At 73.2% G+C, this 24,739-nt stretch carries 18 protein-coding genes and 1 pseudogene; 7 read left to right on the top strand and 12 right to left on the bottom strand.

What is annotated here, in order from left to right; all coding sequences use genetic code 11:
• Positions 1–454: 454 nt before the first annotated feature.
• From FF36_RS28815 to FF36_RS28825, 4 genes and pseudogenes are all read left to right on the top strand, one after another.
• Positions 455–1,486 carry an ABC transporter substrate-binding protein gene (locus tag FF36_RS28815; RefSeq protein WP_044888358.1) on the top strand — a complete coding sequence of 344 codons (1,032 nt, stop codon included), beginning with the start codon at positions 455–457 and terminating at the stop codon, positions 1,484–1,486.
• A gap of 16 nt (positions 1,487–1,502) precedes the next feature.
• Positions 1,503–3,729: ABC transporter permease (locus tag FF36_RS28820; RefSeq protein WP_242422965.1), on the top strand; the 2,227-nt coding region annotated here is incomplete at its 3' end.
• Position 3,730: 1 nt separating this feature from the next.
• Positions 3,731–4,412, top strand: a pseudogene (locus tag FF36_RS39470) (ATP-binding cassette domain-containing protein); the annotation flags it as partial.
• Entirely contained in the window at positions 4,409–5,827 is a 1,419-nt protein-coding gene (locus FF36_RS28825) for an amidase (RefSeq protein ID WP_044888360.1), read from the top strand. The pseudogene FF36_RS39470 and the gene FF36_RS28825, both read left to right, overlap by 4 nt.
• Before the next feature lie 85 nt (positions 5,828–5,912).
• On the opposite strand, the gene FF36_RS28830 is transcribed toward FF36_RS28825, so the two are convergent.
• Positions 5,913–6,503 carry a TetR/AcrR family transcriptional regulator gene (locus tag FF36_RS28830; protein WP_044888361.1) on the bottom strand — a complete coding sequence of 197 codons (591 nt, stop codon included), beginning with the start codon at positions 6,501–6,503 and terminating at the stop codon, positions 5,913–5,915.
• Between the two features lie 210 nt (positions 6,504–6,713).
• On the opposite strand from FF36_RS28830, the gene FF36_RS28835 reads away from it, so the two are divergent.
• Together FF36_RS28835 and FF36_RS28840 are read left to right on the top strand one after the other, a co-directional pair.
• A complete protein-coding gene (locus FF36_RS28835; RefSeq protein WP_242422966.1) occupies positions 6,714–7,898 on the top strand; it encodes a flippase-like domain-containing protein in 1,185 nt (394 codons plus the stop codon).
• A 316-nt stretch (positions 7,899–8,214) separates the two neighbouring features.
• Entirely contained in the window at positions 8,215–8,985 is a 771-nt protein-coding gene (locus FF36_RS28840) for an AfsR/SARP family transcriptional regulator (protein ID WP_044888370.1), read from the top strand.
• Between the two features lie 31 nt (positions 8,986–9,016).
• Here the strand turns inward: FF36_RS28840 and FF36_RS28845 are convergent, their stop codons facing one another.
• The 7 genes from FF36_RS28845 to FF36_RS28870 all read right to left on the bottom strand — a co-directional run bounded on the left by FF36_RS28845 (position 9,017) and on the right by FF36_RS28870 (position 20,031).
• Complete coding sequence (locus FF36_RS28845; RefSeq protein ID WP_044888363.1) at positions 9,017–12,025, bottom strand: helix-turn-helix transcriptional regulator; 3,009 nt, start codon at positions 12,023–12,025, stop codon at positions 9,017–9,019.
• Positions 12,022–14,079, bottom strand: a complete 2,058-nt coding sequence (locus FF36_RS28850; RefSeq protein ID WP_242422967.1) for a dipeptide ABC transporter ATP-binding protein — start codon at positions 14,077–14,079, stop codon at positions 12,022–12,024. Before FF36_RS28850 ends, FF36_RS28845 begins: the two co-directional genes overlap by 4 nt.
• Positions 14,076–14,942 carry an ABC transporter permease gene (locus FF36_RS28855; protein ID WP_044888364.1) on the bottom strand — a complete coding sequence of 289 codons (867 nt, stop codon included), beginning with the start codon at positions 14,940–14,942 and terminating at the stop codon, positions 14,076–14,078. The genes FF36_RS28850 and FF36_RS28855 overlap by 4 nt, the downstream gene beginning before the upstream one ends.
• Positions 14,939–16,027 carry an ABC transporter permease gene (locus tag FF36_RS28860; protein ID WP_052681566.1) on the bottom strand — a complete coding sequence of 363 codons (1,089 nt, stop codon included), beginning with the start codon at positions 16,025–16,027 and terminating at the stop codon, positions 14,939–14,941. The genes FF36_RS28855 and FF36_RS28860 overlap by 4 nt, the downstream gene beginning before the upstream one ends.
• A gap of 2 nt (positions 16,028–16,029) precedes the next feature.
• Positions 16,030–17,694: an ABC transporter substrate-binding protein gene (locus FF36_RS28865; RefSeq protein ID WP_044888365.1), complete on the bottom strand. Its 1,665-nt coding sequence runs from the start codon at positions 17,692–17,694 to the stop codon at positions 16,030–16,032.
• A gap of 357 nt (positions 17,695–18,051) precedes the next feature.
• Complete coding sequence (locus FF36_RS41275; RefSeq protein ID WP_370657190.1) at positions 18,052–18,270, bottom strand: putative leader peptide; 219 nt, start codon at positions 18,268–18,270, stop codon at positions 18,052–18,054.
• 264 nt (positions 18,271–18,534) lie between these two features.
• Positions 18,535–20,031 carry an MFS transporter gene (locus tag FF36_RS28870; RefSeq protein ID WP_277912998.1) on the bottom strand — a complete coding sequence of 499 codons (1,497 nt, stop codon included), beginning with the start codon at positions 20,029–20,031 and terminating at the stop codon, positions 18,535–18,537.
• Positions 20,032–20,304: 273 nt separating this feature from the next.
• Between FF36_RS28870 and FF36_RS28875 the strand changes: the two genes are divergently transcribed.
• A complete protein-coding gene (locus tag FF36_RS28875; protein WP_044888366.1) occupies positions 20,305–21,087 on the top strand; it encodes a TetR/AcrR family transcriptional regulator in 783 nt (260 codons plus the stop codon).
• Between the two features lie 87 nt (positions 21,088–21,174).
• Here FF36_RS28875 and FF36_RS28880 read toward each other — a convergent pair whose 3' ends face one another.
• The 4 genes from FF36_RS28880 to FF36_RS28895 form a co-directional block, all read right to left on the bottom strand.
• Complete coding sequence (locus FF36_RS28880) at positions 21,175–21,663, bottom strand: nuclear transport factor 2 family protein (RefSeq protein WP_044888367.1); 489 nt, start codon at positions 21,661–21,663, stop codon at positions 21,175–21,177.
• Between the two features lie 32 nt (positions 21,664–21,695).
• On the bottom strand, positions 21,696–22,118 hold the full coding sequence (locus tag FF36_RS28885) for an ester cyclase (RefSeq protein WP_044888368.1): 423 nt from the start codon (positions 22,116–22,118) through the stop codon (positions 21,696–21,698).
• A 61-nt stretch (positions 22,119–22,179) separates the two neighbouring features.
• Positions 22,180–22,956 (bottom strand): SDR family NAD(P)-dependent oxidoreductase, encoded by a 777-nt coding sequence (locus tag FF36_RS28890; RefSeq protein WP_044888369.1) that lies wholly within the window; start codon positions 22,954–22,956, stop codon positions 22,180–22,182.
• Positions 22,957–23,275: 319 nt separating this feature from the next.
• Positions 23,276–24,739, bottom strand: a 1,464-nt coding sequence (locus FF36_RS28895; protein WP_044888374.1) for a thioesterase domain-containing protein, incomplete at its 5' end; no start/stop codon positions are given.

Here is a 24,739-nt window from a genome sequence, read left to right on the forward strand (position 1 = left end):
CCTGCCTGCCCCCGCCCTGCCCCGCCTTCACCGCCGGCCGCCATCCGTGCCCCCGCGCCCCCGTGCCGGCCTTCACCCGACGGCGCCGAATGCCGCCGAGAAATCGATCCGTGGAATATCCGGCGCGGATCGGGACGCCGACCCTGTTACGCCTTCTGCTGCCTGCATTCAGGAATGATTACGAGACGCTTCGCCAATACTTGCGGACCGGGATGCGAGCTGGTAGAAAGCAATCGGTAGCCCCGGTATGAAACAGCTCACACCTCTTCTGGTAAGGTTCGGGACCCGTGGGGAGCACATGGTCGGGAGCAGGAATTTACGCACGGCGACGATTGTCGTCGGATTATGTCTCGCGCTAGTACTGGCGGCATGCGGAGGATCGTCGTCGAGTGACGGCAGGGGTGGCTCGCCGAGCGCGCCGGCGGCTATTACGTCGAACGTCAGCGCCAAGATCATGGTGATCGGCGACCTGACCAGCACCATTCCTTTCAAGGTGCCGGAGGTCGTGCCGGTGGCGCGCGGGGTGCTCCGCGGTTTTCCCAACGTGCGGATCGAGACCTGTGACGCGAAGGGAACGTCCGGCGGCTATCAGATCTGCGCCCGGCAGGCGATCAACGAGAAGGTCGCCGGGGTGATCCAGGGCTTCGTCACCGCCCAGGACCAGACGGCGCTGACCAAGGCCGGCATTCCGGTGGTCGGGGTCAGTGACGACACGAGCCCCAACTCCTTCCCGGTCAGCTCCTCGTTCGCGCTCTACGTCTCCCTGGGGGTGGGCCTGGCCAAGACGGGCTGCACCAAGCTCGGCATCGTCTACCTCGACGGCTCGGACTTCCTCATCGACTACATCAAGCGGGGGTTCGAGTCCCGGGGCGGCAAGGAGGTCGCGCGAGCCCCGGTCGCGGCCAACGCCGCGGACCTGTCGCCCGCGGTCGCCAAGCTGACCGGCGCCGGCGCCACGTGCGTGGCGGTCAGCCTGGTCCCGAGCGGAGCGGCGCAGGCGCTCACCGCCCTGAGGCAGAGTGGCCGCACCCTCACGATCGGTGGAATCTCGGCGATCTTCAACGAGGATCTCCTCAGTTCGCTGGGCAGCCTCGCCGACGGCCTCATCGTCGTCGACAGCCAGCTCAACTCCCATGACACCGCCGCCGGCGGGATCGGGCAGGTGCAGGCGGACGCGCGGGCCGTCGACTCGAAGACCAAGCTCACCGAGCAGGCCGTCGTCGCCTGGATCGCCGCGCGGCTCGTCGGATCCGCGCTGCGCAGCACCACCGGCGAGGTCACGCCCGCCTCCCTCACCGCCGCGCTCAACGGCCTGCGCGGCGTGGACCTCGCGGGCGTCGTTCCGCCCTGGACCTCGCAGCCGCTGGACAACCCGTCCTTCCGCCGGGTGTTCAACCACTACGGGATCAACTACGAGATCTCCGGGGGCAAGGCGGTTCGCAAGGGCGACTTCTACGACATCGCCCCCATCCTGCGAACCAAGTGATCCACGGGGGATCGAGATGACCGAGGTATTCAGATTCGCCGCGCTCGGCGTGGGTGCCGGCGCGCTGTACGCGCTGGCCGCCGTCGGACTCGTCCTGGTGCACCGCGGGTCGGGTGTGGTCAACTTCGCCCAGGGCGCGATGGGCATGGTCGGCGCCTACGTGTACTTCGAGGGCCGCGGGGCCGACCTGCCCGACGCCGTCTCGGTGGTGCTCGGGCTGCTCGCCGCCGCCGTGCTCGGCGCGGCGTTCCACCTGCTGATCCTGCGCCGCATGCGGGGGGCGTCCGGCCTCGCCCGGATCGTGGCGACCCTCGCCCTGCTGGTGGTCCTGCAGTCGGTGGCGGTGCTGCGCTACGGGGACCTGCCGAAGGTGATCCCGTCCATGCTGCCGATCAGACCGGTCAGTGTGTTCGGGGCGCAGATCGGCCGGGACCGCCTCTACATCCTCGCCATCGTCGTGGTGCTCACCGCCGCGCTGTGGGCCGTCTACCGGTTCACCAGGTTCGGCGTGGCGACGAGCGCGGTGGCGGAGAACTCCCGGTCGGCCGCGGCCCTGGGTGTCTCGCCGGATCTCATCGGGGCGGCGAACTGGGCGGTCGGCGCGGCCCTCGGCGCGCTCGCGGCGATCCTGCTCGCGCCGATCACCGGACTCGGGCCCGCGAACCTCACCTACCTCGTCATCCCGGTGCTGGCCGCGGCGGTGGTGGGACGGTTCGCGTCGTTCCCGATCACCCTCGCCGCGGGCCTGGTGATCGGGATAGGGCAGTCCGAGGTGACGCGGTATGTCACCGCGCCCGGTCTGGCGACCGCCATCCCGTTCGTCCTCGTCGCGGTGGTGCTGCTCGCCCGCGGGCGGACGACCGCCGGGAAGGGTGACAGTTTCGGCCGGATGCCGCGGCTGGGCGCCGGCCGTCCCCACCGGCTCGCGACGGGAGTCGCGGTGCTCGCGTCGGTCGTGTGCATCTGGTGGCTGCTGCCCGCTGCGTGGGTCAACGCGTTCGGTCTCCAGATGATCGTCGCGATCATCCTGATGTCCTTCGTGGTGGTCACGGGCTACGCCGGTCAGGTCTCCCTCGTCCAGATCGGCTTCGCCGGGGTCGGGGCGCTGATGACGGCCTGGCTGGTGGCCGACCACGGCTGGCCGTTCTGGCTCGCCGCCCTCGCCGGCGTCCTCGCCGTGGTGCCGGTCGGGATCGTGGTGGGCCTCGGCGGGCTGCGCACCCGCGGGGTCCACCTCGCGATCCTCACCCTGGGACTGGCGATCTCGCTGGAGGCCGTCGTGTTCGGCAACCCCCGCTACACCGGCGGGACGGAAGGTTACCAGGTCGGCGGGATCCGCGTTTTCGGGCTGGCGGTCGACGCGCTGTCCTTCCCGAAGCGATACGCGAGCCTCGTGCTCGTCGTCCTCGTCGTCGTCGCCCTGGCGATCGTCAACCTGCGCCGGTCCCGCGCCGGGCGGCGGCTGATCGCGGTGCGGACCAACGAGCGCGCCGCCGCGGCGCTCGGCATCTCCGTGGTCGGCGCGAAGCTCTACGCCTTCGTCCTGGGCGGGATGATCGCCGCCCTCGGCGGCATCCTGCTGGCGTTCCACGATCCCGTGCCGAGCTTCGGCGCCTTCGCGGGCCTGCAGTCGGTGACGGCCCTGCAGAACGCGGTCCTCGGCGGCGTCGGGGCCACCACGGGGCCGCTGGTGGGTAGCTCGTTCGCCCCGGGGACCCTCGGCCAGCAGATCTTCGGGTTCCTCGGCGCGAAGGTGGCGCTCTACCTGGCGCTGGCGAGCGGGGTCGGGCTGCTGTTCATGCTGACCTCCGCGCCCGACGGCCTGGTGTTCCTGCGCCACCGCGCCGACGACCGGTTGCGCGCGCTGCTGGCCGACCGCCTTCCCCGGCAGCTGCCCGGGCTCCGGCCACGCGCGCGGCGGGCGACCACCCCTGCACCCGATTCGCCGACGTCCGCATCTCCGACGTCCGCATCTCCGACGTCCGCATCCCCGACGTCCGCATCCCCGACGTCCGAGGTCGGGGGGGCGGGGCGCGCGGTGGGCCGCGAGCAGCATCGCGTCCCGCCGTTGGCGCTGGAGCTGCGCGGGGTGTCGGTGCGCTTCGGCGGCGTCGCCGCGCTGCGCGAGCTGAGCCTGCGCGTGCGCCCCGGCGAGGTCGTGGGCCTGATCGGGCCGAACGGCGCCGGCAAGAGCACGACGATCGACGCGATCACCGGTTTCACCACCCTGGCCGGCGGCGAGGNGCGTCTCGGCGAGACGCGCATCGACGGCTGGAGCCGCGAACGGCGGGCGCGCGCGGGGCTCGGCCGGTCGTTCCAGTCACTGGAACTGTTCGAGGACCTCACCGTCCTGGAGAACCTGCAGAGTGCCTGCGACCGCCGGGACAGCCTCGCCTACGTCACCAACCTGGTCGTCCCGGACCGCGGCCGGCTCACCCCCGCCGGCTGGGCCGCGGTCGCCGACTTCGGGCTCGCGCCGTTCCTCGACACGCCGGTCCAGGATCTCGGCTACGCCCACCGGCGGATGCTCGCGGTGGCCCGTGCCGTGGCTGGCGGCCACAGCGTCCTGCTGCTCGACGAGCCGGCGGCCGGCCTCGGTGATGCCCAGACCCGCGAGCTCGGCACGGTCCTGCGCCGGCTCGCGGACGAGCGCGGGATGGCCGTCTTCCTCGTCGAGCACAACGTCGACATGGTGTTGCGCACCTGCGACCGCGTCTACGCGCTCGACTTCGGGGCGCTGATCGGCGCGGGCACGCCGGCCGAGATCAGCGGTACGCCGGCCGTCGTCGACGCCTACCTGGGCACCGCCCGATTCCGGGCCGACGGCGTGCCCACCGGCGTGCCCACCGGCGTGCCCGACGGCGTGCCCGACGGCGTGCCGACGGACATGACCCCCGACGTGGCGATGAGGAGACAATCGGCATGAGCGAGGAACTCACCTGGCTGCCCGCGTGGCGCATCCGGGAACTGATCGGCAAGCGCGAGGTGTCCTGTGTGGAGGTCACCGAGCACTTCCTGGGCCGCATCGAGGAGTTCAACCCCACCCTGCGCGCCTTCGAACAGGTCGACCGCGCCGGTGCCCGCGAGCAGGCCCGGCGCGCCGACCGGGCGGTGGCCGCCGGCGAGGCCCTCGGGCCGCTGCACGGGATTCCGACGTCGGTGAAGTCGCACATCCGCGTCGAGGGGCTGCGCTACGTCCAGCCGGGCACGGACGTGGTGTCGAGTTTCGACGACATCTGCGTCGAGCGCCTGCGCCGGGCCGGAGCGATCATCATCGGTACGAACACCATGATGGGCGCCGGCGCCGACCTGACGCTCGCCCGGGACCGCCCCGGCGTGTTCAGCCCGTTCAACTGGGACGCCGAGGCGCTCAGCCCGTGGGACACCACCCGGGTTCCCGGCTGGTCCAGCTCCGGTGGCGCCGCGACGGCGGCGGCCCGGCTGCTGCCGGTGACCATCGGCTCGGACGGCGGGGGCTCGACCCGGCTGCCGGCCGCCTACTCCGGGGTGGTGGGCCTGCACACCTCCCGCGGGCTCATCCCGCACGTCAACTACGACAAGCCGACGATGCTGCTCACCGCCAGCTACGGGCCGCTGGCCCGGTACGTCCGCGACGCGGCGCTGTTCACCCGCGCGATGAGCGGCGGCGACGGGCGGGACTACGTGTGCCTGCAGGACGACACCCCCGATCCGGTCGACGCCCTCGACCGGGGTGTCGAGGGGATGTCGATGGCGTGGACCGAGGACTTCGGCTTCGCCGCGACCTACGCCACCGCCGACAGCGCGCGGATCATCGATGTCGCCCGGGCGGCCGCGCACAGCCTCGTCACCCTCGGCGCCACCGTCGACCCGACCGCGGAGGTCTGGGAGGACCGCGCCGAGCGGGGCACCGTGCGCTGGACGGTGGAGCCGTCCGTCTACGAGGTCATGGTCGGCACCAACTCGGCCCCGCTGCCGGCGCTGGACCCGCTGCTCTACCGCGAGCAGGCGGAGTCCCGGGCGCGCAACTGGGAACGCTTCCAGCGCCTGTTCCGGCGCTACGACGTCATCCTGTCGGTCACCGCGCAGCGGATCGCCGCGCCCGTCGAGGAGTGGGAGCGCGCCTGGACCGTGGACGGCCCGACCTTCCCGGGCGGCAGCTTCGCCCCGGTGTACTGCAGCCACACGATGATCTTCAACTGGCTGGGGTTCCCCGCGGTGACGGTGCCGTGCGGCTTCGTCGACGGCCTGCCCGTCGGGCTGCAGATCGCGGCCTGGCACGGCCGCGAGGACCTGGTTCTCCGCGTCGCCGAGGCCTTCCAGCAGGCGTTCCCCCGCGACGAACACCCGGCTGTGAGCTGACGTCGGCGGCTCGGCTGATAACGGCTCGGCTGGTTTCGGCTCGGGCGGGTCCGACTCGGGCGGGTCCGGCTCGGGCGGGTCCGGATCAGGCGGTGGCGGCGCGGTCGCGTTCGAGGGACCGATGGACGCCGTCGAGCACCAGGTCGAGCCCGGCGACGAACTCCGCGTCCGCGTCCGCGTGCTCGTCCGGCGTCAGGGGCGCTAGCATGGCCCCGGAGGTGTAGAAGAACAGGACCCGCACCACCCGGTCCGCGCCGATCGGGGTGAAACCGACCTCCCGCAGCGTCCCGTTCAGGGACGCGTAGAGCCCATGTGGCATCGGGTCGGCGACGTGCGCGGAGATGTGGCCCGCCATCCCCGGGTAGGCGCCGACGACCTCGCGGAAGCGCAGCAGGAACGACCGGATGCCGGCACTCCAGTCCGCGCCGGTCGGCTCGCACGGACCGACCCGGGCGTAGAGCTCGAGCGTGACCAGGCGCAGGAGGTGTTCCTTCGTCGGCACGTGCTTGTACGTCGCGCCGACCGCCACGCCAAGGCGGTCGGAGAGGCGGCGCATGGTGAGGCCCTCCACCCCGTCCGCACCGATGATCTCCAGGGCCTCGCCCACGATCTCGGCCTCGTGCAGCGCGCCGCGCCGCGGCCCGCCGCGGCTACCCCCCGTCGCGGCAGCATGCATGGGGACAGCCTAGATCCGTGGGCCGGGTGGGATCGGATGGTGTCCCGCGGTAGCGCGGAACACCACGCCGGCCGCCGGTGGCGGGCTGCGTAAGGTGACGGGGCATTGCGAGATGGTCACGCCGTTGGTGGCGTGATGGTCACCGGCTGGGCTGGGCTGGGCGGGTTCCGGGGGACGGGCCGGCGTGGCGTTCGAGGGGAGGTGGCCGCCGTGTCGGCGGGCAGACCCGAGGCGGACGAACCGCACCCGTCGGTTCCGGACGAACCGCACCCGTCGGTTCCGGACGAACCGCACCCGTCGGTTCCGGACGAGGCCGCAGGTGACCATCCCGATGCCTCGGCGGAACGTCCCACCGCGCCGGTGGAGCCGCCGGAGGCCGGGACCGAGCTCTCCGCCGGCGACGTCGTGCCGGGCGGCTTCGGCTGGGCCCGGGTGGCCGGCAGGGTCGTCCCGCTCGCCGCGACCGGCGCGGCGCTGTACCTGCTCATGCCGCAGCTCCTCGCGGTGTTCTCCGCGTTTCCCCGGCTGCGGACGTTCCAGCCCCTGTGGTATCCGGCGATGGTGCTGCTGGAGGCGGCCAGCTTCGCCTGTGTCTGGCAGCTCCAGCGGATCGCGATCAGCGGGTTGAGCTGGTTCCTCTCGGTTACCTCGCAGCTCGTCTCGAACAGCATCAGCCGGATCGTGCCGGGCGGGATCGCGGTCGGCGGCGCCGTGCAGTTCCGCATGCTGAACCGGGGCGGCTGCGATCCCGCCGCCGCCGGATTCGCGCTGACCGCGACCTCCATGGTGACCACGGGCATCGTGTTCGGGCTGCCCCTGGTCGTGCTGCCGGTGATCGCCTTCGGCCAGCCGGCGCCGCCCGGGCTCACCACGATCGCCACCACCGGCGGGCTGGCGTTCGCCCTGCTCGTGATCGTCGGTGTGATCCTCGCGCGGTCGGACGCGACAGTCCGTCTGCTCGCTCGGGCGGTCACCCGGCTGGCCCGACTGGCCCGGCGGTCGGCGCCCGCGGACCTTCCCGACGTGCTCGTCGCCCGGCGCACGGACGTGATCCGCTCGCTGGGGAGCCGCTGGCCCGGGGCCGTGCTGACCGCGGCCGGTAAGTGGGGGCTGGACTACCTCGCGCTGCTCGCGGCGCTGGCCGGGGCCGGCCAACATCCGCGGGTTTCCCTCGTGCTACTCGCTTACGTCGCCGCCAATGTTCTCGCTATGATTCCCATCACGCCCGGTGGTCTCGGCTTCGTCGAGGCGGGCCTGACCGGAACCCTCGCGCTCGCCGGGGTGCCGGCGGCGGCTGCCGCGGTGTCGACGCTGGCCTACCGGCTGGTGTCGTTCTGGCTGCCGCTGGCCGCCGGCGCCCCTGCCTGGGTCGCCTACCGCGTCCGGTACCGGTGACCCGCTCTTTCCGGTGGGCTGGTGGCCGGTGGGCCGCTGGCTGGTGGCCGGGGCTGGTGACCGGTGGCCGCGGTGCCGCTCCCGCTGCCGTTACCTGAGTGTGTCTCGGGGGAGCAGGAAGTCGGAGTACTACGAGATTCCTCCAATAGGCAGGCCCCGGCAGGCGTGAAACGGTGGGTGACGTGCCCGCCGCCCGCCCTGGAAGTCCGGGCGCGGCGCGGCGGCGTTCGGTCGTCGGATGCGGCCGAAGCGCAGGTCGCCCAGCCCGTCGGGTTCGGCGCGCGTCACCGACCTCAACTCTTCCGTGGGGCAGGCCGTGCGATACGAGATTCTGGGACCTCTGCGCGTGCTCGACGGCGACCGGCAGGTGCACGTGAGCGCCCCGAAACTGACGGTGCTGCTGGCGGTGCTGCTCGCCCGCGCCCGGCAGGTGGTCGCCGCCGACCTGCTGGTCGCCGAGATCTGGCCGGAGGATCCGCCGCGGCGGGCGACCGCCGCGCTGCACGTCTACGTCTCCCAGCTACGTAAGCTGCTCACCTGCCCGCGGCGCCCGCAGTGCCCGATCATCACCCGGTCACCGGGATACCTGCTGGCCGTCGAGCCGGAGGCGGTCGACCTGCACCAGTTCGAGCAGCGGGTGGCGGCCGGCCGGCGCCATGCCCGCTCCGGCCGGCACCCGCAGGCGGTCGAGCAGTTCACGGCCGCGCTGGCGCTGTGGCGCAGTCCCGCACTCAGCGATCTGCGCGACGGGCCGATCGTGGACGCCTTCGCCACCCGGCTGGAGGAGGCCCGGCTGGAGTGCCTGGAGATGATGATGGAATCCGGGCTCAGTGCCGGTCGCCACCGCGAACTCGTCGGCCAGTTGTTCGAGCTGACCCTGGAACACCCGATGCGGGAGGCCTTCTACCGCCAGCTCATGATCGCGCTCTACCGCTCGGAGCGACAGGCCGACGCGCTACGGGTGTACCAGCGCGCACGGGGGCTGCTCGCCGAGGAGCTCGGCGTCGAGCCGGGCCGCCACCTGCGGGAGATCCAGCGTGCCATCCTGCGCGACGACGACCGGTTCGAGCTGCCCTCCACGGGCTGACCGGACCAGCGGGCCGGACCAGCGGGCCGGGTCAGCGGGGGCCATTGCCGTCGACGAGGCGGACCAGCGTCACCCGGGAGGACACGCCGAGCTTGCGGTAGATGCGGGTCAGGTGCGCGTCCACCGTCCGGGGGCTCAGCCGCAGGTCGTAGGCGATCTGTCGGCTCGTCTTGCCGCCGACCGCGACCAGGGCGATCTCGCGTTCCCGGGGAGTGAGGTCGGCCAGCGCGTCGACGCCGGCCGAACGCCGCTCGTCCAGCGAGCGCAGGGCGGCGCGGGCCTGCGCGCCCAGCCGGTGCGCCCCGCACCGGCCGGCCAGCTCGACGGCGACGGCGAGCTGGCGGGCGGCCGGGTTGGTGCGTCCCGCCGCCGCCAGGCACAACCCGCCCTGCACCAGCAGGTAGGTGCGCAGCGAGAGCATGCCGGCAGCGGCGAACAGGTCCGCCGCCTGCTGGTAGAGCGCGCCGGCCGCGGCCGGCTCGGCGTGGCGCACCGCGTGCGCCCGGGCCGCGAGGGCATGCCCGCGCTGGTAGCCCAGATTCAGGCCCTCGGCGGCCTGTTCGGCGCCGTCCGCCCAGCGCAGGGCGGCGGAGACGTCCCCGAGACGTTCGGAGGCGGCGGTGAGCGCCTCGAACGCCATCGGGCGCAGGACGGGCGACAGCTCCGCCAGCGTCTCGCCGCCGCCGGTGTCGAGGATCAGCGCCATCGTCCGGTGCGGGTCGCCGCTGTCGGTCTCGGCCGCGTACGCGGTCCAGATGGCCGCCACATCGCCCCACCAGGACCGCCGAGGTGTCGGCCGGGCGGTGAACCGCTCGATGGCGGCCTCCTCGGCGAGCGTGGCCGCCCGCCGGCTGCCGTGGCCGTCGATCCACACCCCGGCCAGCGCCTCGATGGCGTCGGCGAGGTTCGTGTGGTGGCCGCGCCGGGTGTTGCGGATGAGGTGCTGCACCTCGGTAGCGGTCTGGCGGGCGTCGGCGAGCCGGCCGACCCGGTGGTAGACCGCGCCGAGCCCGCCGAGCAGCAGCGGCAGGGTGTCGTCGCGGCCGGTGCGGCGGGCGAGGGCGGCGCCGCGGCTGAAGTGCCGTTCGGCGTCGAGCTGGCGGCCCAGCACCGAGTCCGCCCAACCGAGCAGGGCCAGGTGTTCGGGATGGTCGGCGAGATCGGCGTCGGGCAACCGGTCGGCGATGGCGATGCAGCGGGTCACGGTCGCCGCGGCCGCCGGGATGTTCCCGCCGAACGCCTCGACGACCCCGCGTAGGGCCAGCGCGCCGACCTCAGCGGTGTGATCCTGCTGTTCGCGGGCGAGCCGCAGCAGCAGGCCCAGGTCGTCGGGGCTGGGCGGCGTCCCGTCGAGCAGCCCCACCGCCCCCCGGGTCAGCAGCAGGGTGATGACGGCCGGCCGTGCCTGCGGGCGCACCGGCCGGCCGGCGGCGGTCGGCGGGTGGTGGGCGCGCTGCCCCGGCGGCTCGCCGATGGCCGCGTCGATCTCGTCGGTGAGGATGGCCTGCGAGTCCGCGTGCTGCCCGAGGGAGTAGGCCAGCATGGCGCACAGGGAGGCGAGGTCGGCGCGGGCCGTCGCCGGGAGGGTGGCGGCCAGCCGCAGGGTCTGGCGGATCTGCGCCAGGCTCTCCGCGAGCTGTCCGGCCGCGCCCAACGCCCGGGCCAGGCCGAGGGACAGCTCGCCGCGCAGGCCCTGGACCCGCTCCGGATCCTCGCCGTCGACGCCCGCGAGGATGCGCAGTGCCAGCCACAGCCAGCGCACGGCATCGGGTGGCGCGCTGGCCAGCCTCTCCTCGGCCGCCCAGGCGAGTACCTCCACCTCGTCGAGACCCGAGTCCTGCGGACAGTGCTCGAGGTGGGCCGCGAGGACGGCCGGCGGCGCGCCGGACAGGCCGAGGATCCGCGCCGCCCGGCGGTGCGCCGCGCGCCGCCAGCCCGGGTCGACGGTCGGATAGAGCAGGCGGGCCAGCAGCGGATGGCGCAGCCGGTAGGCCTCCCCGTCGCCGGTCGCCACCAGCAGGTCCCGGGCGACGAGCGTGGCGACGGCGGTGCAGGCCGGGTCGATCGCCAGCTCGGCGACGGCGGCGGCGGTGTCGACGTCGAACGCCTCGTCGAGAACCACCGCCGCCCAGACCACATGCAGGCACGCCGGGTCGAGTCCGGCGAGCTCGGCCAGCACCGGGCTGACCAGGTCGCCCGGCGGCCGGTCGAGATCGCTGACGTCGTGCCCCCTGCCGGCGTCGGACGTCAGCTCGGCCCAGCCGGGGGAGAGGCCGTGAGCGAGGGCGGTCAGACCGAGCAGGTAGTGCGGATTGCCCTCGCTCGCCTGGTGGAGCTCCCGCAGCCGGGCGTCGTCCGCGGCCAGGCCGGTGAGCTGCGCCGCCTGGTCCAGGGTGAGCGGTGGGATGTCGATGCGGTCGACGGTGCCGAGTTCCTCGCCCTGGGCGAGGGAGCTGAGCAGCCGGGGCGGGCTCTGGCGCGGCCGGTGGGCCAGGACGAGCAGCAGGTGGGCGTCGACCGGCCAACGGACGAGGTGGTCGATGAGTGCGTTGGACGCCTCGTCCGCCCAGTGGACGTCGTCGACGATCAGGACGAGCCCGTCGCCGGCCGCCCGACCCAGCAACAGCCGGGCGGCGTCGAACAGCGCGCCCTCGGCGTCCGGCCGGGACGACCCGGTGCCCGGCGTCGACGGCTCGGCGTCCGGCGTCGACAACATGGCGGCCAGCAGCGGTCCGGGTGAGGACCGGTCGGCCTCCGCCGAGGGCGGCGGTTGGATGGACAGCAGCCGGCTGAACACCCCGAAGCGGACCGCCTGGTCGGTCTCGGCGCAGCGGCCGCTGACGACCGGCAGGCCGCGCCGGGCCGCCTGCCGGGTCAGCTCGCCGAGCAGCCGGGTCTTGCCGATGCCGGGGTCCCCGCGGATCTCGACGATGCGCCCCTGACCGGCTGCCAACGCCTCGAGTGCCGCCAGCAGGCGGCGACGTTCCTTGGGCCGGACCGCGCGCGGCCGCCGGCCGGCGCCGGAACGTGAGCCGGTCAAGTGAGGTCGGGCCGGGGCACGGCGGCGAGCAGGGTCCGGGTGTACTCCTGCGCCGGCTGGGCGAAGACCTGCCCGACCGGTCCGGTCTCGACGACCAGGCCGTCCTTCATCACCACCAGTCGGTCGCTGATGTGGTGGATGACGCCGAGGTCATGGGAGATGAACAGCATGGCGACTCCGAGATCGTGCTGGAGCCCGGCGAGCAGGTCGAGGATCTGGGCCTGGACCGAGACGTCGAGCGCGGAGACCGGCTCGTCGCAGACGAGCAGCTCGGGCTCCGTGGCCAGGGCCCGCGCGATGGCCACCCGCTGCCGCTGACCACCGGAGAGCTCCGGCGGCCGCCGCCGCCGCAGGCCGGGTGCCAGTCCCACCCGTTCGAGCAGGTCGACGACCCGGTCACGGCGTTGCTGCCCGCGCCGTACCCCGGCCGCGCCCAATGCCTCACCGATGATCTTCTCGGTGGTGAACCGCGGATCGAACGATCCGAGCGGGTCCTGGTAGACGGCCTGGATGCGCGGCCGCAGGGCGCGCCGTTCGCGTTCCCGCAGCCCGCTCCAGGGCGCGCCGGCGAAACGCACCGTTCCGGAGTCCGGGGCCTGCATCCCCAGCACGATCCGGGCCACGGTCGTCTTGCCGGACCCGGACTCGCCGACCACTCCGAGGGTCTCGCCGGCGAACAGCTCGAACGACACGTCCCGCACGGCGTGCCGCCAGGATCCGTCGGGGGAGCGGAACCGCTGGTTGATCGCGGTCACCTCGACGAGCGGACCGGCGTCGGCGCCCCGCCCCGGCCGCCCCGTCCCGGCCACCGGTACGACCGCCGCGGCGACGGGGGCCGTGACGGGGGCCGTGACGGCCGCGGGCGGACCGGGATGCCAGCACAGCGTCCGGTGGGCGGGCTCGTCCCCCGCCGCCGGCGGCAGCTCGGCGCGGCAGCGCTCGTCGCTGCGCGGGCAGCGGGCCGCGTACGGGCAGCCGGCGGTGGCCGGCGGGCGGTCGACCGGCGTGATCGACAGTCGGGTGCCCTTGGCGTGCATCGCGGGCACGGCCGCGAGCAGCGCCTGCGTGTACGGGTGACGCGGGTCGGCCAGCACCGCGGCGGTCGGCCCCTGCTCGACGACCAGCCCGCCGTACATGACCGCTACCTGGTCGGCGAGCCCGGCGACGACGGCGAGATCGTGGCTGATCAGCAGGACCGACCTGCCCGCCGCGGTCAGGCCGCGCAGCAGGTCGAGCACCTGCGCCTGCACGGTGACGTCGAGGGCCGTGGTGGGCTCGTCGGCCACCAGCAGTTCCGGGCCGGCGGCGAGCGCCGAGGCGATCAGCGCGCGCTGGCGCAGGCCGCCGGAGAGCTGGTGCGGGTACTGCGCCGCCCGCTGGGCCGGTTCGGGCACGCCCACGTCGGTGAGCAGGCTCAGCACGCGGGAGTGGACCCCGGCCCGGTCGACGACCCGGTGGGTGCGCAGCGCCTCGGCGATCTCCGCGCCGGCGGTGCGCAGCGGGTCGAGGGAGACCAGGGCGTCCTGGAGCACCAGGCCGATGTGCCGGCCGCGGACGCGCCGCCACGACGCCTCGCGCAACCTGATGAGGTCGCGGCCGGCGAAGCCCAGCCGCCGCGCGCTGACCGTCGCGCGGGCACCCGTCAGCCCGACGAGCGTCCGGGCGGTGACGCTCTTGCCGGAACCGGACTCCCCGACGATGGCGAGGCACTCGCCCCGGCGCAGGGTGAACGACACGTCCCGCACAGCCTGGACGGGACGCGCGGACCGGGCGTCGAAGGTCACGCTGAGCCCCTCTACGACCAGCAGGGGGTCATCGGTCGGCACGTCGGGCCGGGCCGCCGTGCTCGGTCCGTCCGTCGGCAGGGACGCCGCGCTTGGCACGTCCGTCGGCAGGGACGCCGCCCCCGGCACGTCCGTCGGCGGGGATGCCGCGCTTGGCACGTCCGTCGCGATGACCGCGCCAGGCGCCTGCGACGAGTGGACCGGCGGGACGGACGCCGGCGGCACCGGGGCGAGGGCCGCCGGAGCGGGCGCCCCGGAGGGGTCGCTCATCGGCTTGTCCTCCTCGTGTAGCGCGCCTGGGCGTGGCGTCCCACGACGTTCACGGCGATCACCGTGACGGCGATCGCGGCGCCCGGGAACACCCCGATCCACCAGGCGGTGGACAGGTAGTTGCGGCCCTCCGAGAGCATCAGCCCCCACTCCGGGGTCGGCGGCCCGACGCCGAACCCGAGGAAGCTCAGGCTGGAGGCGGCGATGAGCGTGGTGCCGAAGCCGACGGTCGCCAGCACCAGCAGCGGGCCCAGGGTGTTCGGCAGGATGTGCCGCGCGACCAGCAGCCAGCGGCGCAGGCCCAGCCCGACGGCCGCCTCGACGTAGCCGGAGCGGCGCACCACCAGCGCCTCCGCCCGTACCATCCGGGCGTAGCCGGGCACGGTGGAGATCGCCACCGCGAGGGTCAGGTTCCACGCGCCGCTGCCCAGCACCGTCATCGCCAGCAGGGCCAGCAGCAGCGGCGGCAACGCGAGCAGGACGTCGGCCAGCCGCATCAGCACCGTGTCCGCGGCCCGGCCGCCGAGCGCGGCGGCCAGGCCCAGCACCGCGCCGGCCAGCACGCCGAGCAGGGTCGCGCCCACGCCGAGCCGCAGCGACCGGCCGGCCCCGTCGACCACCCGGGTGAACACGTCCCGGCCGAGCTGGTCGGTGCCGAACCAGTGCGCCCCGCTCGGGCCGTGCAGCGCGTCGACCGACGCGGTGTCCGTCGGGGACCTGTCGGTGAACAGCCCCGGTGCCACCGCGATGAGGATGATCAGCAGCAGGATGCCGGCCGCGAGCACCAGCCCGACCCGGGGTGGCCGGCGCCCGCGGGTCAGGCCGCGCCGGCCGAGCCCGGCGGCGACGTCGATCGCCGTCATGCCTGCGCGCCCTTCATGCCCGCCTTGTTCATCTCCGGCGCCGGCTCCTCGTGGTTCTGGTCGGGTTGTGCTCCCCGACCCCCGCCCTCGGCTCGCAGCCGCGGGTCGATGGCGAGGTAGAGCAGGTCGACGGCGGTGGAGATCACGACGAACACCAGCGCGGACAGCAGCACCACGCCCATCACGACGGGCATGTCCCGGCTGCTGACGGCCTGCAGGGTCAGCGCGCCGATGCCGGGTCGGGCGAAGACCTTCTCGACGAGCACCGCACCGCCCAGCAGGGTGCCGGTCAGCCAGCCCGAGAGCGTGACCAGCGGCACCGCCGCGTGCCGCAGCGCGTGCCGCAGCCGGACCGCGGTCTGGCTCAGGCCCCGGGCCCGCGCGGTGGTGGCGAAGGGCTGTTCGAGCGCGGTCTCCAACCCCTCCCGCAGCACCTGGCCGAGGATCCCGGCCACCGGCAGGCCGAGGGTCAGCGCGGGAAGAACCAGCGCGGAGAACCCGTCGGCCCCGGCGACCGGGAACAGCTCGACGCGGAACGAGAACGCGGTGAGCAGCAGGATGCCCAGCCAGAACGACGGCGTGGACACCGCGACGAGCTCCCAGAGGTTGGCCAGCGCGCGCAGGCCGGGGCGGCGGCCCGCCGTGGCCACCGCCGAGGCCACCGCGAGGACCACCGCCACGACGATCGCGGCCAGGGCGAGCTCCACCGTCGGGCGCAACTGGTCCCCGATCAGCGCCGACACCGGCTGCTGGAGCTGGTAGGAGTCGCCGAGATCGCCTTGCAGGAGCCGGCCCAGGTAACGCAGGTACTGCATGATCAACGGCTGGTCGAGGCCCAGATCGAGCCGGATCTGGGCCCGCACCTCGGGCGAGGCCATGGTCGACGGCCCGAGGATGATGGCCACCGGATCGCCGGGCAGCAGGTGCAGGGCGATGAACGCCGTAGTCGCCGCGCCCAGCATGACCGCCGCCGCGGCGGCCACCCGGCGGCCGACGGCGGCGGCCACCCCCCGCAGGACCCGGGCCCGGGCGGGCCCCGCGGACCCGTCCGGCCGGGGCGTGCTGCTCACCGGGGTGGCCGTCATTGTCAGCTACGCCAGGTGTCGAAGAGCAGCGGCTTGCCGTTGGGGTCGACGGTCAGCCCCGACACGTCGGTCGCAATGGCGACGAGCTTCGTCGGGATGTAGATCGGCAGCACGACCGCATCGTCGACGACCACCCGGTGCTGCACCTTGCCGTACAGGTCGTCCCGCTTGGCCCGGTCGAGGGTGGCCGCGCCGGCCTCGGTCCAGGTGTCCACCTGCGGGTCCTTCAGGTTCGCCGCGTTCTGACCGCCGGTGGCCGGCAGGCTGGCCGAGTTGAAGAACCCGCGCAGGATGTCCGGCTCGAACCGCGTCCACGAGAAGTCGTACAGGTCGTAGTTGCCGTTCAGGGCCAGGGAGACGTAGGCGCCGATGTCGAGGGCGGGTCGGGTGACCTCCACGCCGATCTTCTTCAGGTCCGCCTGGATCGCCTGGGCGACGACCTCCCGCTGCTCGCGGGTGTGCGGCGGGTTCCACGGCCAGTTCACGGTCAGCCGCTTGCCGTCCTTCGTCCGGTAGCCCTGGCCGTCGCGGCCCGTCCAACCGGCCTCGTCGAGCAGCTTCCCGGCGGCCGTCGGATCGAACGCGATGGCGTTGGTCAGCGTCTTGTCGTAGGACGGGGTGGCCGGGGTCAGCGGGCTCCACGCCCGGGCGTACTGGCCGAAGTACACCGTCTTCACGGCCTGGTCGACGTCGGCGCCGAGCTGGATCGCCCGGCGGACCCGCACGTCGTCCAGGGGTCCGTGCGCGGTGTTGAGGTACACGTTGTAGGCGCCGCCGGCGTCCTCCACCTTGCGGATCTGCAGACCCTTGTCCGCCTCGACCGTCTTGGTGTCCGACGGCGGAATGCTCGTGGCCACGTCGACCTGGCCGCTGGTCACGGCGCCGACCCGGACCGTGTCCTCGGTCAGGAAGCGGAAGGTCACCTTGTCCAGGTAGGCCGCGCCGGTGTGCGCGGCCTGCTGCGGCGCCCAGTTGTACTTCGGGTTCTTCGTCAGGACGACGCTCTGGCCCTTGGTGTAGCTACTGAAGACGAACGGTCCGGTGCCGACGATCGCGCTGCCGCCGGCGCACAGCGCATCGGGGCCGCGGCTGAGCGAACGGGTGGAGTAGAAGCCCAGGTTGGGGGTGCTCGCTCCCTGCAGGAACGGGGCGAAGGGCTTGGAGAAGTTGACCTTCACTGTGTGCGCGTCGACGACGTCGGTGCCGGTGTAGGGGCCGAGCAGGGTGGCCGCGTACTGCGACTTCGTCTTCTTGTCGACGATGCGGTCGAAGTTCGCCTTCACCGCGGCCGCGTCGAACGGCGTGCCGTCGGTGAACGTCACCCCCTCACGCAGCTTGAAAGTGTAGGTCTTCAGGTCCGAGGCGACCTCCCACGACGTCGCCAGCCACGGATGGAATACGCCCTTGGCGTCGACGGTCACCAGGGAGTCGACCACCCCGCGTTCGATGTCACCGGTGATTCCCTGCTGATTGACCTGGAGATCGAAGCAGGTCGGTTCGACGTCGAGGGCGTAGGTCAGCGACCCGCCGGCCTTGGGCTTGCCCGATCCAGCCCCGGACCCTCCCGCGTCGGAGCCGGAACCCGAGTCCGAGCCGCAGGAGGTGAGAACCAGGGTCGCCGCTGTCGCTGCGGCGAAAAGAAGGTGGACGGGTTTGGCGAGACGCATGCGTGTGCTCCGGGAGTATGGAGGATGGCGTGGTGCGGAATTTCCGGGCCTGGCCCGATGGCGGCAGTCGAAGTGTGCACGAAAAGGGCTGGGAAGAGACCAGAAATGGCCGATCGACGGCGTCTCGGCGCAGCAGAGACGGCGTTATCGGAGAATGTTAGGGCAAGCCGCCGCGCCGGGGGCCCGGGCGCGGCGGTACATGATCAAGATTGTCGATTCCCCTTGCGGCGTCCCGCCATCGGGGCCGTGCGGATCGCCAGGCCCGTGAACTGGCCCCGGAATCCTCCGGGCCCGGTCGGGCGGCCGATCACACCTCAAGGTGAGGACGGGCGATGGTGGTCTTTCGGCTGTCCTGCCCTAGCGGGAATGCCGGTCGCCGCCGGGACAGGAAGCGCTCGAAACCCGCAGCAGATCGATGTGCCGGCGCGCGGTGAGGACGGTGCGCGCTGCTGTTCCGGCGATCTGACGGGGCGGTCGGACGAAGGTGTGGCCGAACGGCACCCGCGGAATGGAAGTCAATGTCCGGCGGCGCGTCCGCGAGGTCGGAAGGTGCTGCCGGTCGTCCACGGAATTCATCTTAGAGAAACCTGGCACTTTTGTGGTGGAAACTGTGATTCATGCCACTTCCGATGTTATCGGCTGCGATTCGGTTGCGGTCGTGGTTACGTCCAACCCGACGCACAGTCCGTGCTATGTGGGTTCGATCCCGGGCGCAAGGACCGGGTTCGAGGACCGTCGGTGTTCCGCCGCCGGTCCGAATAGTTACGGATGACTGTCCGCCCAGCCCGACCGCCGGTCGGTGCCGGCGAATCCGCCTTCCTCGAACCGTCCTCGAACCGTTCAGGAATAGGCCCGGACGTCCTCGTCGCCGGCGACCGCCGGCACGCCCGCCCCGGATGCCTCCGGCGCCGCCTGGGTGGCCGCCGCCGACGGACGGTCGCGCAGGAGCAGGGCGACGACCACGCTGATCACTACCGCGGTGACGGCGGAGACCAGACCGCCGACCCGCAGCCCGTCCACCACGCTGTCCGGCGTGGGGACGCCGCCGGCGCCGAGGTCGAGCCCGGAGTTGGCCACCGCCACGATCGCCGCCAGCCCCACCGCGCTGCCGACCTGTTGCGAGGTGGAGGCCACCGCGTTGGCGACGCCCTGCTCCTCGACGGCGATCCCGTGCCCGGCCGCGGAGAAGCACACCGTGAAGGCGATGCCGCCACCGATGCCCCACACCGCGATGCCGGGCAGCAGCGCCGGGTAGGAGCCGCCCACCGACATGCCGGGGACGAGCAGCCCGATGCCGATCCCGCACAGCAGCAGCGCGACGGCCATCGTCGCGCCGTACCCCAGCTTGGCGACGCTGGTGGTGGCCAGCGGGCCGGCGCCGGCCATGGAGATCAGCGTCAGCGGGAGGAAGGCCAGCCCCGCCTTCAGCGGGCTGTAGCCGAGGACGTTCTGCAGGTAGGTGGTGAACAGGAAGTACTCGCCGGCCAGCGTGCCGGCGAAGACGAACACGGCGAGCACGGCCGTGGTCAGGTTGCGGTATCCCAGCAGCCGAGGCGGCAGCAGCGGGTTGCGCAGCCGCCCCTCGAGGACGGCGAAGCCGGCGAGGATCACCACGCCGAGCGCGATCGCGCCGGCCGCGCGCACCGACCACCAGCCCGCGTCCGGCCCGCTGACCAACCCGAACACCACCAGGGCGACCCCGGCGGTGGCCAGCAGACCACCGGGAAGGTCGAACCCGGTGCGCGCGGGCCGGGTGCCGTCCGCCGCCAGCAGTCTCGGCGCCGCCGCGGCGATGAGTGCCGCGACCGGGACGTTGACGAAGAAGACCCACTCCCAGCCGAGGTAGTTGGTCAGGACGCCGCCGAGCAGCGCGCCGGCGGCGAGTCCACCGCCACCCGCGGCACCCCACGCGGCCAGCGCGCGGGTGCGCTCGGCGCCCGGCTGGAAGGTGGTGTTGATCAACGTGAGGATCGCCGGGAACAGCAGCGCCCCGCCGACCCCCTGCACGGCCCGCGCGGCGATCAGCAGCCCCGGGTCGCTCGCGAGGCCGCCGGCGAGCGAGGACAGGCCGTAGAGCAGCACCGCGGTGAGGAACACCCGCCGCGCCCCGAGCCGGTCGGCCGCCCGGCCGCCCAGCAGCAGCAGCCCTCCGAACGTCACCGCGTAGGCGCTGACGACCCACTGCAGGGACTGGGAACTGAAATCGAGCTCCCGGCCGATGTCCGGCAGCGCGACATAGACGATGTTGTAGTCAATAGCGATCATGAATTGGGCGAACGCCAGGAGTGCGAGCGTCAGCCCGAGCCCTGGCCGTGGTCGGGGCACGGATGCATCCACTGGAGTGGCTCTTTCTGTCGCTGGACGTCGGGTTCTGCCCCCGGGCGTCGGGTTCTGCCCCCGGGCGTCGGGTTCTGCCCCCGGGCGCCGGGTCAGGCCCCGGGTGTCGGGTCAGGCCCCGGGGTGGTCGCGCCCGGCCCTCGGCGGTGGGCGCGATCGGGGCGGGGNGTCAAAAATTCTACACACCGTTCTGTTTCTGCTCCACGAGTGATTGCTGAACGGGACGCGATCTCTGAGCGCCGTATAGTAGTTGGGCATTGTAAGGTGTCAAGAGTGGACGGAGTGAAACTGAGTCGGCGGGAGCGCCTGCGGGTCGAGACCGTGCGGGACATCAAGGAGATCGCGCTTCGTCACATGGCCGAGCAGGGCGCCGCGGGCCTGTCGCTGCGGGCGATCGCGCGGGAGATGGGGATGACCGCCGGCGCGCTGTACAGCTATTACGACACCCGCGACGATCTGATCACCGCCCTGATCGTCGACGTGTACGACTCCCTCGCCCAGGCACTGGAGGCCGCGCGCCGCTCCCGGCCCGACGACCCGGCCGGCCAGCTCGAGGCCGTCGGGGTGACCTACCGGGAGTGGGCGATTGGTCGCTCCCCGGAGTTCCAGCTCGTCTATGGCGACCCGATCCCCGGCTACAAGGTGCGCGACGACGGCGCCGAACTCGCGGCCGAGCACCGGGCCTGCGGCGTCCTGATCAGGATCGTCGCCGCCGCCTGGCCCGGGATCGGGGCCACCCGGGCCGCGGCCGAGGCCACCGCCGAGGTGACCACCGGCGGGCCGGCCCGGCCCGCCCCGGCCGCCGCCGGCTCGTACACATGGTCGGATTTTCGGCCCGACTTCGCCGCGATGGCGCGCACCTCGTTCCCCGACTTCCCGCCCGACGCCGCCGCGCTGTCCCTGCGGATCTGGGGCCGCCTGCACGGCCTCGTCGCGCTGGAGGTGTACGGCCACCTGCGGCCGCAGGTGAACGACCCGGCCCGGCTGTACGGTGACGAGCTGCGCGACCTGTGCGAGTTGCTCAACCTCACCCCGAGCGGCGCCCCGACCGCCTGACCGGCCTGACCGGCCTGACCGGCCTGCCCGGCCCGACGGCCTGCCCGGCCCGACGGCCCGGCCGGTGGCCGGCCGGGCCGGGCCCGGTCAAGGCGTGAGGTTCGGCAGCCGGTCGGCCGATGCCCGCCACTGCTCGGGAAGCGGCTGCTGGACGACCGGCCGTGGGGCGTCCGGCGAGCTGGCGGCCAGGGGGTAGCGGGGCACGATCTGCCGGGCAGCGATTCGCCACCCGCCGTCGGTCCGCACCAGGACGTCCCGGTACTCGCCGTTGGTCACCGAACCGTCGGCGAGCACGGCGAGGTAGCGGCTCACCGCCCGCACCGTGCCGTCCGGGTCGGCCAGGACCACGGTGCTCACGGTCTGATGGTCGGCGGCGTCGGGTGGCAGCCCGCGCTGGAACTCCGCCACCTCGGCGAGCCCGCGCAGGGACCTGCCGCTGCGCTGGAACTCGACCGCGACGTCCGCGGCGAACACCAGCCCGAGGTCGTCGGCCTGCCGGTTGTCGAACACGTGCGAGAACAGGGCCAGGGTCTGTCCGATCTCGGCGAGATCGGCGGCCGACAGCTTCGCGCTCATCGCGGTTGTCCCCTCCGTCGCGGCCGGCGCGCTCAGGCGGCGGCGATGGCGCCGACCTGACGCAGGATGGTGAGCCGGTCCGGCAGCACGGTGTAGTTGACGATCTGGCCGTCCCGGAAGGTGATGAGGCTGATGCTGGTGGCGTCGATGGGCTTGCCGGTCGCGGGCGCGCCGAACAGTTCGCCCTGATGGGTGCCCTCGATCCGCCAGTACACGACCACCCGGTCGTCCTCCGCGACGAGATCGGTCACCGTGGTGCGCACGTCCGGGACCGCTGACCGCAGCCACTCGAGATGCTCCCGGAAACCGGCGCGGCCGATGGACCAGCCGGCGTGCTGGCGGGTGGCGTCGTCCCCGTCGTCGGCGACGAACGTCTCCAGCAGCTCCGCCTTGCCGTAGTTCACCACCTCCTCGTAAAGCCGCCGCGCGATCTCCTTGTTGGCCTCGATGCTCATGCCGATCCCTTTCCAAGTTCGACTTTCAAGATGATCTGAAATCTGTTCGTCCGTAGACGGATTACTGCGGCGGCTCGCCCTGGTAGGTGGGTGGCAGCAGAATTCCGTTGGAGGCGGACAGGCCGCCGTCGACCGGTATGACGGCGCCGGTGATGTAGGACGCCGCCGGGGACGCGAGGAAATAGATGACCTCGGCCTGCTCCGCCGGCTGCGCCCAGCGTCCCAGCGGGACGCGCCGGGTCACCGCCGCGGCGAAGGCCGGGTTGGCGCGCTGACCGGCCGTGCGGGGGGTCTCGGTGAGGCCGGGGGCGACGGCGTTGATCCGGATGCCCTCGAAGGCGTAGTCCAGCGCGGCGGAGCGCACCAGGTTGTTCGCTGCGGCCTTCGTGGTGTTGTAGGCCCAGGTGTAGGGGTCTCCCCGCAGCCCGGCGCCGGACGACGTCACGACGATCGACCCTCCCCCGGTGGCCCGCAGCGCCGGCGCGGCCGCGCGGATCCCCAGCACCAGCCCGCGGACGTTCACGGCGTAGATCGTGTCGAGGCTCTCGGCCGCGCCCGCCGCCTCGATCGGCGGCGCGCCCCCGAGACCGGCGTTGAGCACCGCCGCGTCGAGCCGGCCGAAGCGCTCGACCGCCAGGGCGACCATGGCGTCGTTCGTCGCCGGGTCCGCCACGTCACCGACGAGGGTCACCACGTCCTCGCGGGTGCCGAGCTTGGCCAGGCCCTCCTCGGACACGTCGACGGCGACGACACCGAACCCGCGTTCGGCGAACAGCTCGACGGTTGCCTCGCCGATCCCGGCCGCGGCGCCGGTGACGACGACTGCTCCCCTGGCCATGTCGACTCTTCTCTCCCGCACCCGCGGTCGTTCGTCGAACGGCCCCGCAACATGCGTGTAGTAATCGGGCAGCATCCGGCCCGGATTGATCGGCTGTGTTATTCCCGCCGACGCTCGCGCCGGCCGGTGTGTCGCTGATGTTTCCCAACCCTACCGGGCTTGGAAACGCGGTGGGCTGCTTTCTGGTTGCTTGTTCTCCGGTCCCGCACAACAAAGAACTGCGTGGTCCGGACGGTTGGCCCGGACGGCGACGGACAGCCAACCGGGAATGGTCCGGCGCGGCTAGGTAGAAGTACGTAGCCGCGCCGGCCGTCCGCCGTCAGGCGAGGGAGTCGATGAACTGGCGGATCGCCGCCACCGTCGTCGGCGAGTGCTCCTCGAGGATCGAGAAGTGCTCGCCGGGCACGTCCACCGTCGTGTGCGGCGTGGTCCAGTACGCCTGCCAGCCGTCCGGGTCCGCCGGATCGATGATCGTCCGTCGTAGCGGGTCCGCCGCCCGGATGAGCAGCGTCGGGGCGGCGACCGGCTTCGCCTGCCAGCCGTTGAAGACCCGTACGTAGGCGCCCATGGTGGTCAGGCTCGCGTCGCTCCAGACCATCTGGTACCGATCGACCCGGTCGAGCATCCCGGTGATCATCGCGGTCAGCCACCAGTCCGCCATCCCCTCGCGGGTGGCGCTCTCGGGCGGGTAGCTGTCGACGAGCACCAGCCCGGACGGGGTGATTCCGGCGTTCTCCAGCTCCGCCGCCACCGCGTGCGCGACGACCCCGCCCATCGAGCGGCCGACGAGGACGAACGGCTCGTCCCCGACCAGCCTGGTCACCTCCCGCACGTGCATCTCGATGTAGGTGGGCTCGTCGATCGGGACGTGGTCGCTCTCGTCGTAGCCCGGCGAGGGCAGCACGAACACGTCCCGTTCGCCGCGCAGCAGGGTGCCGAGCCGGGCGTACTCGTGCGGCCCGGAGATCGCGCTCATCGCCGGGAAGCAGATCAGCCGATGGCGCGCCGGCCCCTCGGTGAGCTCCGGCCCCTCGGTGAGCTTCGGCCCCTCGGCGAGCTGGAGCGTCGGCACGGCGTGCCGCGCGCTGTCGGCCGCGCCGAAGACGGGTCGTAGGGCCGAGGCGACGACCAGGAGCTGGGCCGCGGCCGCGAAGTTGTCCCGGGCGCACAGCGCCTGGTACAGCTCGGACAGCGGTCCCTCCTGGGGGCCGATGGCGGTCGGCCGGCCCGCCGCCGGCCCGCCGGCCGCCGTGCTCGCGCCGCCCCCGGCGGGCGCGGCGGCCAGGATTTTCGCGAGCTGCTCGGCGAGGTACGCGGCGAGCGCGGCCGCGCTCGGGTGGTCGAAGGTGAGGGTGGCGGGCAGGCGCAGGCCGGTGGCGGTGTTCAGCCGGTTGCGCAGCTCGACGGCGGTCAGTGAGTCCAGGCCCAGCTCGCCGAAGTCCCGCTCGGCCTCGACGGTGCCGACGTCGCGGTGGCCCAGCACCGCCGCGACCTCCTGACGGACGTGCTCGAGCAGGATCGACTCCCGCTGCTCGTCGGGGGCCGCCGCCAGCCGGCCGCGCAGCGCAGCGGCGTCCGCACGCGACGCCGCGGCACCCTGTGCGGCACCCCGGCGGCCCGGGCGCACGAGGCCGCGCAGCAGCGGGGGCACCCCGTCGGTGGCCGCCCGCCGGCTGATCGTGGCGACATCGAGGGCGGCGGGGACGAGCAGCGGCTGGTGGAGGGTGCCGGCGGCGTCGAACAGGGCGAGACCGTCGGCGGGCGCCAACGACCGCAGACCGCT

Origin of the sequence: Frankia torreyi (assembly GCF_000948395.1) — a bacterium.
In the GTDB taxonomy this organism is placed as follows: domain Bacteria; phylum Actinomycetota; class Actinomycetes; order Frankiales; family Frankiaceae; genus Frankia; species Frankia torreyi.